A 12,065-nucleotide genomic window follows, 5' to 3' on the forward strand; every position below is an offset into this window, starting at 1 on the left:
TGATGGATCGTCCGCGGCGCAGTCCGGCCTGGTTGAGCATCGACGTGGCGTGTGTGCTGGTGTTCTGCGCCCTGGGGCGGCGAAGCCATGACGAAGGTCTCAACGTCGCCGGCATCGCGACGACGGCCTGGCCGTTTCTGAGTGGGACCGCCGTCGGCTGGTTGGTGTCGCAGGCCTGGCGCCGCCCCACCACGGTTTATCCCACCGGCGTGGCGGTGTGGCTGTGCACGGTGGTGGTCGGGATGGTGCTGCGTAAGGTCACCTCGGCTGGCACCGCGGCCAGTTTCATCGTGGTCGCATCGACCGTCACCGCGGTGTTGCTGCTCGGCTGGCGCGCGATCGCGCGCCTCGGGCGTCGGCGCGCCGGGGTGGCTCAGCGGTGAAGCGGACCGACAACGACTCCTGGGGTCCGGCCACCAGCGTCGGAACGACCGCCACCCTGGTGGCCACCGCGCGAGCGTTGGCGCACCGGGCGGGGCTGATCAGCGATCCGTACGCCGAGCCGCTGGTCAACGCCGTCGGATTGGACTTCTTCACCAAGGTGGCCAGCGGAGAGCTGGCGCTCAGCGAGGTCGGCGGCAAAAGCGGATTGGCTTTGCTGACAGACCTTTTGGCGGTACGGACCCGCTTCTTCGACAACTTCGTCACCGACGCGTGCCGCGCCGGAATCCGCCAGGCCGTCATCCTCGCCTCGGGTTTGGACGCCCGTCCCTACCGGTTGTGGTGGCCGCCCGGCACCACCGTCTACGAGATCGATCAGCCCGAAGTCATCGACTTCAAGACCCGGACGCTGCGTGGCCTGGATGTGACGCCGGCGGCCCATCGGCGCGCGGTGGGGATCGATCTTCGGCGAGACTGGCCGGAAGCGCTGCGCCGGGTCGGTTTCGACTCGGGCCAGCCCACCGTCTGGATCGCCGAGGGCTTGTTCATCGGCTTTCTTCCCTCGGTCGTCCAGGACCGGCTGCTCGACAACGTCACCGCGCTGAGTGCGCCGGGCAGCCGTGCGGCGGCGGACTATTTCCCGGAGCGGCAGCCGCCTTTCCTCGACCAGGAACACGCGCTTGCGACCCGCTGGCGAGAGTTCGGATTCAGCGGCGACATGGCGGAGTTCACCTATCCGGACCAGCACCGCGACCCGGCCGAGTCGCTGGCCGCGCTCGGCTGGCGGACCGTCGTCACCGAGATCCACAAGTTGTTCACGATGACCGGCCTGCCGGGTTTGCGGCGTCAGGATCTCAACGGCGCGCCGGTAGCGGGCCGCTACGTTCGTGCGATTCTGGCTTAGTCGCACCGGAATGCGGCCCCTCGCGAGACGTTAGAGATGTAGTGATGCCCCAGCCCAGCCAACCCGCTCCACCGCAGCAGGTCCGTTTCACAACGGTGACCGCGGACGATCCTAGGGCTCAGCCGCTGCTGGACGAACTGGCCGTCGAGTACGCGCAGCGCTACGAATCCACCCTGCCGACCGTCACGGCTTGGATGAGGTCGGTGCCGACGTCCGAATTCGCGCCGCCCGACGGCGGCTTCCTGGTCGGTGCGGTGGACGGGATCACCGTGACCGGCGGGGCGTTCCAGCGATTCGACGAGCAGACCGCCGAGCTCAAGCGGATCTGGACCGACCGGCGGCACCGCCGCAGCGGGTATGCCAGGGCTCTGTTGAAAGAACTGGAAGCCGTCATCGCCCAGCGGGGCTATCGCCGGGTGTACCTGACGACGGGTAACCGGCAGCCCGAGGCCGAGGCGTTGTACGAGGCGGCGGGCTACACCCGGCTGTCGGAGCCGCTGCCCTCGCGCGGGCCGGTTTTCCCGATCGCTTTCGCGAAGGATCTGACGTGACGAGGCCGGAACTCCTGCACGTCGGCGTCGCGCTCGACGGCTACGGCTGGCACCGGCAGGCGTGGCGCACCACGCTCGCCGCCGACCCCGGCACGGAATCGGTGCTCAGCGGGCGTTATTGGGCCGGCTTGGCGGCCACCGCCGAGCGCGGCCTGCTCGACTTCCTCACCATCGACGACGCGCTCACGCCGCAGCCCGGTCGCAGCGAGGCGATCAGCCCGCGACGGCTGGCTGGCCGCGCCGACGCGGTGCTCGTCGCCGCGCGAATCGCGCCGGTCACCAAGCACATCGGGCTGATTCCGGTGGCAACGGTCACCCATACCGAGCCCTTCCACGTGTCCAAGGCCATCGCCACCCTCGACCACATCTCGCACGGGCGGGCCGGCTGGCAGCCACGAGTCAGTTCGACCGCGCACGAGGCCGCCCTGTTCGGCCGCCGCGGCGCCCCCACTGCGGGCGACGACCTGTTCGACGAGGCGGCCGACGCGGTCGAGGTGGTGCGTCGTCTCTGGGACAGCTGGGAAGACGACGCGATCATCCGCGACGTCGCGACCGCGCGTTATATCGACCGAACGAAGTTGCACTACATCGATTTCCGCGGCAAGTACTTCTCGGTGAAGGGACCCTCGATCACCCCCCGCCCGCCGCAGGGCCAACCGGTGGTGGCAGCCCTCGCTCACGGCCCGCGGATCTATGAGTTCGCGGCAAGCAGTGCCGATCTGGTGTTCATCACGCCCACCGACGACGCCTCGCTCGACGCGATTATCGACGAGATCAAGGTGGCCGGGGGCCAGCACCTCAAGGTCTATGCCGACCTGGTGGTGACCTTCGGTGGCGACACCGAATTCGGCTCGGATGCAATGATTTTCGACGGCAATCCGTCCGACGTGGTCGACCTGGTGCTCGGCTGGCAACAACGCGGCGTCGACGGGGTGCGACTGCGACCCGCGGTCAATGCGACGGACCTACCGATGATCGTCGACGAGGTGGTGCCAATGTTGCAGCAGGCCAACCGATTCCGCGCCGCATACTCCAAGGGCGAAACACTACGGCAACGACTCGGCCTGCCCGTCGCAGTCAACCGCTATGAGGAGGCGACGTCATGACCAACGTCCCGCTGTCGATCCTGGACTTGTCGCCGATCAGCGCCGGCAGTGACGCGACGACGGCGCTGCGCAACACCATCGATCTCGCACAGCACGCCGAGCGGTGGGGGTATCGCCGATTCTGGGTGGCCGAGCATCACTTCGTCGGTGTCGCCAGCTCCGCGCCGGCGGTGCTGATCGGACAGATCGCCGCTGCCACCAACACCATTCGCGTCGGGGCAGCCGCGGTCCAGCTCGGACACACCACGCCGGCGGCCGTGGTCGAAAGCTTCGGGATGCTCGAGGCGTTCTACCCGGGTCGCATCGATCTCGGTCTGGGCCGGGGCCAGCGCCGCGACACCGGGTTCAAGCCGAAGCACCCGTCTTCGAAAGATCGTCCACCCCGGCAGTGGCGCGAAATCGACGGCGTGGTGATTCCGCTGCCGTTCGACCTCAAGGGCCTGCTCGACACCGAGCGGGTGCTGGCGACGATGGAAATTCTCCAGCAGCCGCAGGCCGTCGCTCCCGACTTCGCGGACCAGTTGGGCGACATACTCGCGATGCTCGAAGGAACCTACAAGGCAAGCGGTTTCGAGGTGCACGCGGTACCGGGGGAGCGGTCGGGGTTGTCGCCGTGGATCTTCGGCAGCACCCGCGGGCAGAGCGGGCGACTGGCCGGCGCACACGGCTTACCGTTCGTCGCCAGCTACCACATCACGCCCGCCACCGCGCTGGAAGCCATCGAGGCTTACCGCGACACGTTCGTCCCCTCGGCGACCTTGAAAGAGCCTTACGTCGTGGTGTCCGCCGACGTCGTCGTCGCCGAAGACAGCGCTACCGCACAGGAACTCGCCTCGGGCTATGGGCAGTGGGTGTACTCGATCCGCACCGGCGTCGGCGCGGTGCCCTACCCGGCGCCCGCCGACGCCAAGCCGGTCACCGAGCAGCAGCTGCCGGTGGTCAAGGACCGGTTGGAGACACAGTTCGTCGGTGACGTGGAAGAGGTCGCCGAGCGGCTGGACGCGCTGCAACGTCTGAGCGGCGCCGACGAACTTGTCGTGACATCGGTGACCCACGACCACCGGGCCCGGTTGCGCTCCCACGAACTGCTCGCCACTCGCTGGGGCATCAGGCGATGAGTGTCCGGGAAGGCAAGCATCGCAAGACCATTCACCTGGCCGCGCATTTCCCGGGGGTCAACAGCACCACGGTGTGGAGTGACCCACAGTCGGGTAGCCAGATCGCGTTCGAATCGTTCGTACACATGGCCCGCACCGCCGAGCGGGGCCTGTTCGACTTCTTCTTCCTCGCCGAAGGTCTGCGCCTGCGCGAGCATCGCGGTCAGATCTACGACCTCGACGTGGTGGGTCGACCCGACACGTTCACCGTGCTGGCGGCTCTCGCGGCGGTCACCGACCGGCTCGGCCTGACCGGGACGATCAACACCACCTTCAACGAACCCTTCGAAGTGGCGCGGCAATTCGCCACGCTCGATCACCTGTCGGACGGCCGTGCCGGCTGGAACATCGTCACCTCGTCGGATGCCTTCACCGGCGAGAACTTCCGGCGCGGCGGCTTTCTCGACCACGCAGACCGTTACGCGCGAGCCGAGGAGTTCCTCACGGTGGCCCGCGAGTTTTGGGATAGTTGGGCGGCCGACGCCGTGCGGGCCGACCTCGACGCCGGGACTTACGTCGATCCCGACCGGGTCGCGGTCGTCGAACATCACGGCCCGCAGTTCGACGTACGCGGGGTGGCGACGCTGCCCAGCCGGCCGCAAGGACATCCAATCCTGTTGCAGGCCGGCGACTCTCACGACGGACGCAACTTCGGTGCGCGCTACGCCGACGCGTTGTTCACGCTGCACGGATCGCTCGAGGACGGGCAGCGCTACTACGCCGACGTCAAAGGCCGCGCGGCCTCGTTTGGGCGAGATGCCGACGAGCTGAAGGTCTTGCCCGCAGCGACGTTCGTGCTCGGCGACACCGTCGCCGAGGCCGACGATCGAGCACGCCACATCAGGCGCCAGCAGGTCAGCGGGCCGACGGCCATCGCGATGCTCGAACAGGTCTGGGGCCGTGACCTTTCCGACTACGACCCGGACGGTCCGCTACCCAAGGACGACCCGAGCGGCGACACCAGCATCACGCAGGGCCGCGTCCGGCACGGCGACCCGGTCGAGGTGGCCCGCCGCTACCGCGAACGCGCTTCAGCCCAGAACCTGTCGATCCGCGAGCTGATCATCGCGGTATCCAGCCGAGAGCAATTCGTCGGAACGCCCGAACATGTCGCCGCGGAGATCGACCGCTACGTCCAAGCCGATGCCTGCGACGGGTTCATCTTCGTCCCGCACCTGACGCCGCACGGTCTCGACGACTTCGTCGACAGGGTGGTGCCCGTTTTGCAGGAAAGATTCGGGTTCCGCACCGAATATCGCGGCACCACATTGCGGGACCACCTCGGGCTTACCGAGAACCGTTGATTCACAACAGACTCAGGAGTCCCGTCAGCGGGTAGGTAATGCTTTTTCGTTTTCGACGCACATGCGATATCACCCGACCGGCAGGCCCGACTGGTGATATCGCATGTGGTCACTTTTCCCGAAACGAGTGCGTCCGGGGAGCAGGTGCAGCTGTGGCTTGTGTGACTGGCGCTCGACGTTTATCCCGCCAGAGCGCGTAGGCCGTCGGCAATCTTTGGCCAGTCGACGTCACCCACAGCCGCCGTCAGCACCAATTGCTCCGCGTAGTCGACGTCGTAGGCATCCGGCAGGTCGATCCCGTTGAGGCGAAGGAAAGCCCACGCCGAGGCCCACGCGGTTCGCTTGTTGCCATCGACAAATGCGTAATTCCGCGCCAGCGAATGCAGCAGTGCGGCAGCCTTATCCCAGAGCGTCGGGTAGGCGTCGTCACCCATCACGCTCGTCTGCGGCCGAGCGACAGCCGATTGGAGCAGCCCCTCGTCGGAGACAGCGAGCGAGAAGCCGCAAGCGATGCTTCCACCGACGACAACGTCGTCGCGTTCGAGGTAGAAGATCACGCGAGACGGCGGTTGAGTTCAGTCGACCGAGCAGTTACGTACTCGAACGCCTCGGTGACGCGCGCGGCACGGGCGTCGGCCGCGGCCAAGATCGCATCGCGTGCAAACGGCTTGAGCGCCTTACCATTGCGACTGGCCGCTGTGCGGACGCGCGCCAGCTCGTCGTCCGTGAATTGGATGTTCAACGCCGGCACTCGTGCACCTCATCTCGGTATTAGGTACCACGATGGTACCTGCACGTTGCGAATTCTCCGAAGGCCGAATAGGGATGAATGAAAGCGCCCGGCTACCGGAACGTCCGGTTGTTCCGAGGTAGCCGGGCGCAGCCAACTAGCTAGCCGGCCATGAACTCGTTGTAGGCCGACTGCAGATCCGGCGACAGCACGGTGGTGTTGCACTGACGCTCGGTGTCACCGATCGGAGCGAGAATGCCTCGTAACTCGAAGTATTCCTGCGGATGCGCGGTGAAGTAATTGCGCACGTCGGTGGCGGCTTGGCCGCGGGGCTCGTTGCGGGCAGCCGATACGACGGCGTTGGCACCCGGGTGTCCGCCCAGGTACTGACTGGCCGAGCCGGTGACCGAGCTGACCGTGTTGGACACGCCCGCGGGGCTGCAGTCCGGTGCCGCCGAGGCGACCGGCGCGGCAATCGCGCTGGCGGCCAAGCCGGCGAGCACCATGCCTCCGACGGTGTTTCGACGCGCGGATGTAGCACTGAATTTCATGATGTGTTTTTCCTTGAAGGTCGCACTGTGAGTACAGGTTGCCGAGGACCTGACACCAAAGTACGTGAAGTGCGGAGTGCGCAAATGACCGGAAATCGTTGCTAGAGCACCGTTTCGGCTCGCACTGTGAAAAATGTGGCGTTTGAGGCCGAATTCGGGACCGATTTCTTAAACCACGGGAGCGTCCCTTAAAGAATTCTGAATCGGCCGTGACCCGATCGTGACCCGCTACCGGGCTAGCGCGGTCGCCTGTTGGGTGGCCTCGCGGATCGGGCCGCGCCACAGGTCGCCATGGCCCGGCACGAGAATCTCGGTGTCGAGCAGCGCCAGCGCGGCCAGGCTGCGGATGCACCCCTCCTGGTCGTGGCTGAACAACTCGGGCAGCAACTGCGGACCGCTTTTGGTGAGCAACGGGTGGCCGGTGACCAATGCGTCGCCACTGACCAGCACCCCGTCGACCAGATACGAGCAGTGGCCACCGGTGTGGCCCGGGGTCGGAATCGCCATCGGGGAACCGGGCAACCCCGCGGCCACGTCGGCGGTCAGCGGCTGCGTGGTCGGGATTCCCTCGCGGCTCAACCCGCCGTCACGCACGAGGTGCACGGTCCACCGCGCCCAGCGGGGTCGCCAGATGTTCATCGCGACGTCGATCGGTGACGCCTGCTCGAGGTACTCCCGCTTGGCGTGGCCCACCTCGTCGGCGTGGCAGTACACCGGTGTGCCGTGGGTCTTGGCGAACCAGATCGCCGAGCCCAGGTGGTCGATGTGAGCGTGCGTCAGCAGGATCGCGCGCACGTCGCCGGGTTGATAGCCGAGCTGGCTCAGCGTCGCCAGCACGTTGTCGCGATCACCGGGGTAACCGGCGTCGATCAGCAGGACCCCACGTTCATCGGTGACCAGCGTCCAGTTGACGGCGCCACCTTGAGCGAGGTGCACGTGTTCGGTGACTGCTTTCAACACCGCTGCCATGCCCCGAAGTCTATGCAGCGGGTCACCCGCAACAAAGGTGGAGTAGAAACGACATCGTGGCTGAACTCAAACTTGGATACAAGGCGTCGGCGGAACAGTTTGCGCCGCGCGAACTCGTCGAGCTGGCGGTCGCCGCCGAAGAGCACGGCATGGACAGCGCAACGGTCAGCGACCACTTCCAGCCGTGGCGTCACGAGGGCGGGCATGCGCCGTTCTCGCTGGCCTGGATGACGGCGGTCGGTGAGCGCACCAAGCGGTTGCAGCTCGGCACGTCGGTGCTGACGCCGACGTTTCGCTACAACCCGGCCGTGATCGCGCAGGCGTTCGCCACTATGGCGTGCCTGTACCCCGACCGGATCTTCCTCGGCGTCGGTACCGGTGAGTCGCTCAACGAGATCGCCACCGGTTACGAGGGGGAGTGGCCGGAATTCAAGGAGCGCTACGCGCGGCTGCGCGAGTCGGTCCGGCTGATGCGTGAGCTTTGGCTCGGTGATCGGGTCGACTTCGACGGCGAGTACTACAAGACCAAGGGCGCCTCGATCTACGACGTGCCTGAGGGCGGTGTGCCGATCTACATCGCCGCGGGTGGTCCGCAGGTGGCCAAGTACGCGGGCCGCGCGGGCGACGGATTCATCTGCACCTCGGGCAAGGGCGAAGAGCTCTACAAGGACAAGTTGATTCCGGCCATGCGGGAAGGCGCCGAGGCCGCGGGCAAGAATCCCGACGACGTCGACCGGATGATCGAGATCAAGATCTCGTATGACACCGACCCGGAGCTTGCGCTGGAGAACACCCGGTTCTGGGCGCCGCTGTCGTTGACGGCCGAGCAGAAGACCAGCATCCACGACCCGCTGGAGATGGAGAAGGCCGCCGACGAGCTGCCGATCGAGCAGGTCGCGAAGCGGTGGATCGTGGCGTCGGATCCCGACGAGGCCGTCGCCAAGGTCAAGGACTACGTCGACTGGGGCCTGAACCACCTGGTGTTCCATGCGCCCGGCCATGACCAGCGCCGGTTCTTGGAGCTGTTCCAGAAGGATCTCGAGCCCCGGCTGCGACGGCTGGGCTGAAACGCAGCGTGCCCGCCGGTATTTACATCGCGGCGCCGGAAGGGGATACCGGCAAGTCCGCGATTGCGCTGGGGATTCTGCACCGGCTGGCCGCCACCGTCGCCAAAGTGGGTGTGTTCCGGCCGATTACGCGTGCTTCCGTCGGCGATCGCAAGCCCGACGAAGTCGGGCGCGGCGGGTCGACGCCATCAAACTCCAGCGATTCCCGCGATTACATCCTCGACTTGCTTTTGGCGCAGGCCACCGCGGGCGTGCCCTACGAGCGCTGCATCGGTGTCGACTACCAGCGGCTGCATGCCGACCGTGACGGCGCCATCGACGACATCGTCGAGCGGTACCACGCGATGGCCGACGACTGCGATGCGGTCGTCATCGTCGGCAGCGACTACACGGATGTCGCCAGTCCCGCCGAGCTGGGCCTCAATGCGCGCATCGCAGTCAACCTCGGCGCGCCGGTGGTATTGGCCGTCCGCGCCAAGGATCGCAGCCCCGAACAGGTGGTGCACGCCGTCGAGGTTTGCCTGGCCGAGTTGAGCGCGCAGCATGCCCATACCGCCGCCGTGATCGCAAACCGTTGCGAGCCAACGCAATTGAATGCGATTGCAGATGCGCTTCGTCCGCTGGCCCCGAAGACCTACGCGGTTCCCGACGAGCCGCTGCTGGTCGCGCCGACGGTCGCCGACCTGCAGGCAGCCGTGAACGGCACCGTGGTGGCCGGCGACGACGCGCTGATGAACCGTGAGGTACTGAGCGTGGTGGTCGCCGGCATGACGGCCGACCACGTGCTCGAGCGGTTGGAGGAGGCTGCGGCGGTCGTCACGCCGGGGGACCGCTCGGACGTGGTGCTTGCGGTAGCGAGTGCCCACGCCGCCGAAGGGTTTCCGTCGTTAGCGTGCATCATCCTCAACGGCGGATTCGAGTTGCACCGGTCGGTGGGCGCGCTGGTGGCCGGCCTGCGGCTGCGGTTGCCGATCGTCGCCACCACGCTGGGAACCTTCGACACCGCCACCGCGGTCGGGTCGACCCGCGGCCGGGTCACCGCGACCTCACAACGAAAGATCGATACCGCGCTGCAATTGATCGAGAGCCACGTCGACCTCGCTGACCTGTTGGCGCAGTTGGCGATTCCGATCCCCAAAGTCACGACGCCGCAGATGTTCACGTACCAGCTGCGCGAGCGGGCACGCTCGGATCGCAAGCGCATCGTGCTGCCCGAGGGAGACGACGACCGAATCTTGAAGTCGGCGGGCCGCGTGCTGCAGCGCGGCATCGCGGATCTGACCATCCTCGGCGACGAGAAGCAAGTCCGCGCCCGCGCGGCCGAGCTCGGCGTGAATCTCGACGACGCAACGGTTTACGATCCGCGCACCAGCGAGCTGTGCGACGAGTTCGCCGAGCAGTACGCCCGGTTGCGGGCCAAGAAGGGCGTCACCGTCGAGCAGGCCCGCGAGATCATGCACGACGTGTCGTACTTCGGCACGATGCTGGTGCACACCGGCAGGGTCGACGGGATGGTGTCCGGCGCATCGCACACCACCGCCCACACCGTTCGGCCGGCGTTCGAGATCATCCGCACCGCGCCAGGCATTTCGACGGTGTCCAGCGTCTTCTTGATGTGCTTGCCCGATCAGGTGCTGGCATACGGCGACTGCGCGATCGTTCCCGACCCGACCGTCGAACAGCTCGCCGACATCGCGATCAGCGGGGCGCAGACCGCGGCGCAGTTCGGTATCGAACCTCGGGTGGCGATGCTGTCCTATTCGACAGGGGAGTCCGGGACTGGCGCCGACGTCGACAAGGTCAGGGAGGCAACTCAACTGGTGCGCAGCCGGGCGCCGGAGCTGCTGGTCGAAGGTCCGATCCAGTACGACGCCGCCGTCGAGCCCTCGGTGGCGGCCACCAAGCTGCGCGACTCGCCGGTGGCCGGCAAAGCCACCGTGCTGATCTTCCCCGACCTCAACGCCGGCAACAACGCCTACAAGGCGGTGCAGCGCAGCGCGGGGGCGATCGCGATCGGTCCGGTGTTGCAGGGGTTGAACAAGCCGGTGAACGACCTGTCGCGCGGTGCCCTGGTCGAAGACATCGTCAACACCGTGGCGATTACGGCGATTCAGGCCCAGCATGAGTGAGCCCGCCGGCGACGATTCAGAGCGGAGCGATGAGGAGGAGCGGCGGTGACTGACACAGTCTTGGTGCTCAACGCCGGGTCGTCGTCGCTGAAATATCAACTGATCGAACCGGACTCGGGCAAGTCGCTTGCGGACGGAACGATCGAGCAAATCGGCGAACCCTCGTCGTCGGTCGCCGATCACGGCGCGGCGCTGCAGGCGGCGTTCGAGGCGCTGTCTGCCGACGGCATCGACCTGAAGACGTGTGGGCTAGTTGCGGTGGGACACCGCGTGGTGCACGGCGGAGCGGTCTTCTACCGGCCGACCGTCATCGACGACGCGGTGATCGCGCGATTGAAGCACCTGTCGATGCTCGCCCCGCTGCACAACCCACCGGCGCTGGATGGCATCGACGTCGCCCGCAGGATGCTGCCGGACGTGCCGCATGTCGCGGTGTTCGACACCGCGTTCTTCCACGACATGCCGGCCGCCGCGGCGACCTATGCGATCGACCGGGAACTCGCGCAGAAGTGGCACATCCGCAGGTATGGCTTCCACGGCACCTCGCATCGCTACGTCAGCGAACAGGCCGCGGAATTCCTGGGGCTGCGGTGGGACCGCGCGAATCAGATTGTCCTGCATCTGGGTAACGGTGCCTCGGCGTCGGCGATCGCCGGTGGCCGACCCGTCGACACGTCGATGGGTTTGACTCCGTTGGAGGGTCTGGTGATGGGTACCCGCAGCGGTGACATCGATCCGGGCATCATCGGTTATCTGTGCCGTGAGGCCGACATGAGCATCGAGGACACCGAGGTGATGCTCAATCGTCATTCCGGGCTGCTCGGGTTGGCCGGTGAGCGGGATTTCCGCGCGCTGCGCCAGCGAATCGAATCGGGCGATAGCACAGCGCAATTGGCCTACGACGTGTTCATCCATCGGCTCCGCAAATACGTCGGCGGATACCTGGCGATCCTGGGCCGCACCGATGTCATCAGCTTCACTGCCGGCGTCGGCGAGAACGCCGCCGCAGTGCGTCTGGACGCCTTGCGGGGACTGCAGGGCCTGGGTATCGAAATCGACGAAGACCGAAATGCTCAGCCCGCCAATGGGGCTCGGCGCATCTCCACCGATGACTCGTCGGTGGCGGTGCTGGTCGTTCCGACCAACGAAGAGTTGGCGATCGCCCGCGACTGCCTGATCGCAATAGAGGCATAACGCGAAGCACTCCGGCGCGGGG

At 66.6% G+C, this 12,065-nt stretch carries 13 protein-coding genes; 9 read left to right on the forward strand and 4 right to left on the reverse strand.

Annotated features, from left to right (window positions below; all coding sequences use genetic code 11):
* Positions 1-2 precede the first annotated feature (2 nt).
* The 6 genes from MKK62_RS12525 to MKK62_RS12550 are packed head-to-tail and all read left to right on the forward strand — an operon-like array spanning position 3 to position 5,403.
* Positions 3-383 (forward strand): DUF3054 domain-containing protein, encoded by a 381-nt coding sequence (locus tag MKK62_RS12525; RefSeq protein ID WP_240260777.1) that lies wholly within the window; start codon positions 3-5, stop codon positions 381-383.
* The gene (locus MKK62_RS12530; protein WP_240260776.1) at positions 380-1,285 is read left to right on the forward strand and encodes an SAM-dependent methyltransferase; all 906 of its coding nucleotides are present in this window, start codon (positions 380-382) and stop codon (positions 1,283-1,285) included. Before MKK62_RS12525 ends, MKK62_RS12530 begins: the two co-directional genes overlap by 4 nt.
* Before the next feature lie 44 nt (positions 1,286-1,329).
* Positions 1,330-1,836 (forward strand): GNAT family N-acetyltransferase, encoded by a 507-nt coding sequence (locus tag MKK62_RS12535; RefSeq protein WP_240260775.1) that lies wholly within the window; start codon positions 1,330-1,332, stop codon positions 1,834-1,836.
* Positions 1,833-2,942, forward strand: a complete 1,110-nt coding sequence (locus tag MKK62_RS12540; protein WP_240260774.1) for an LLM class flavin-dependent oxidoreductase — start codon at positions 1,833-1,835, stop codon at positions 2,940-2,942. Before MKK62_RS12535 ends, MKK62_RS12540 begins: the two co-directional genes overlap by 4 nt.
* The gene (locus tag MKK62_RS12545; protein WP_240260773.1) at positions 2,939-4,060 is read left to right on the forward strand and encodes an LLM class flavin-dependent oxidoreductase; all 1,122 of its coding nucleotides are present in this window, start codon (positions 2,939-2,941) and stop codon (positions 4,058-4,060) included. Before MKK62_RS12540 ends, MKK62_RS12545 begins: the two co-directional genes overlap by 4 nt.
* Positions 4,057-5,403, forward strand: coding sequence for an NtaA/DmoA family FMN-dependent monooxygenase (locus MKK62_RS12550; RefSeq protein WP_240260772.1), 1,347 nt, complete (start codon positions 4,057-4,059; stop codon positions 5,401-5,403). The genes MKK62_RS12545 and MKK62_RS12550 overlap by 4 nt, the downstream gene beginning before the upstream one ends.
* Positions 5,404-5,582: 179 nt before the next feature.
* On the opposite strand, the gene MKK62_RS12555 is transcribed toward MKK62_RS12550, so the two are convergent.
* The 4 genes from MKK62_RS12555 to MKK62_RS12570 all read right to left on the reverse strand — a co-directional run bounded on the left by MKK62_RS12555 (position 5,583) and on the right by MKK62_RS12570 (position 7,653).
* Positions 5,583-5,960 carry a type II toxin-antitoxin system death-on-curing family toxin gene (locus MKK62_RS12555; protein WP_240260771.1) on the reverse strand — a complete coding sequence of 126 codons (378 nt, stop codon included), beginning with the start codon at positions 5,958-5,960 and terminating at the stop codon, positions 5,583-5,585.
* The gene (locus tag MKK62_RS12560) at positions 5,957-6,154 is read right to left on the reverse strand and encodes an antitoxin Phd (protein WP_240260770.1); all 198 of its coding nucleotides are present in this window, start codon (positions 6,152-6,154) and stop codon (positions 5,957-5,959) included. The genes MKK62_RS12555 and MKK62_RS12560 overlap by 4 nt, the downstream gene beginning before the upstream one ends.
* A 140-nt stretch (positions 6,155-6,294) precedes the next feature.
* A complete protein-coding gene (locus tag MKK62_RS12565; protein ID WP_240260769.1) occupies positions 6,295-6,684 on the reverse strand; it encodes a heme-binding protein in 390 nt (129 codons plus the stop codon).
* Between the two features lie 228 nt (positions 6,685-6,912).
* Entirely contained in the window at positions 6,913-7,653 is a 741-nt protein-coding gene (locus MKK62_RS12570) for an MBL fold metallo-hydrolase (protein ID WP_240260768.1), read from the reverse strand.
* A 56-nt stretch (positions 7,654-7,709) separates the two neighbouring features.
* On the opposite strand from MKK62_RS12570, the gene fgd reads away from it, so the two are divergent.
* From fgd to MKK62_RS12585, 3 genes are read left to right on the forward strand one after another with little or no spacing between them, the layout of a single operon-like run.
* Positions 7,710-8,720 (forward strand): glucose-6-phosphate dehydrogenase (coenzyme-F420), encoded by a 1,011-nt coding sequence (fgd, locus tag MKK62_RS12575; RefSeq protein ID WP_240260767.1) that lies wholly within the window; start codon positions 7,710-7,712, stop codon positions 8,718-8,720.
* Positions 8,721-8,728: 8 nt separating this feature from the next.
* The gene (pta, locus tag MKK62_RS12580) at positions 8,729-10,849 is read left to right on the forward strand and encodes a phosphate acetyltransferase (RefSeq protein WP_240260766.1); all 2,121 of its coding nucleotides are present in this window, start codon (positions 8,729-8,731) and stop codon (positions 10,847-10,849) included.
* Positions 10,850-10,894: 45 nt separating this feature from the next.
* Positions 10,895-12,043, forward strand: a complete 1,149-nt coding sequence (locus MKK62_RS12585) for an acetate kinase (protein WP_240260765.1) — start codon at positions 10,895-10,897, stop codon at positions 12,041-12,043.
* The last annotated feature ends 22 nt before the right edge of the window (positions 12,044-12,065 follow it).

Source organism: Mycobacterium paraterrae, from assembly GCF_022430545.2.
Classification (GTDB): Bacteria; Actinomycetota; Actinomycetes; order Mycobacteriales; family Mycobacteriaceae; genus Mycobacterium; species Mycobacterium paraterrae.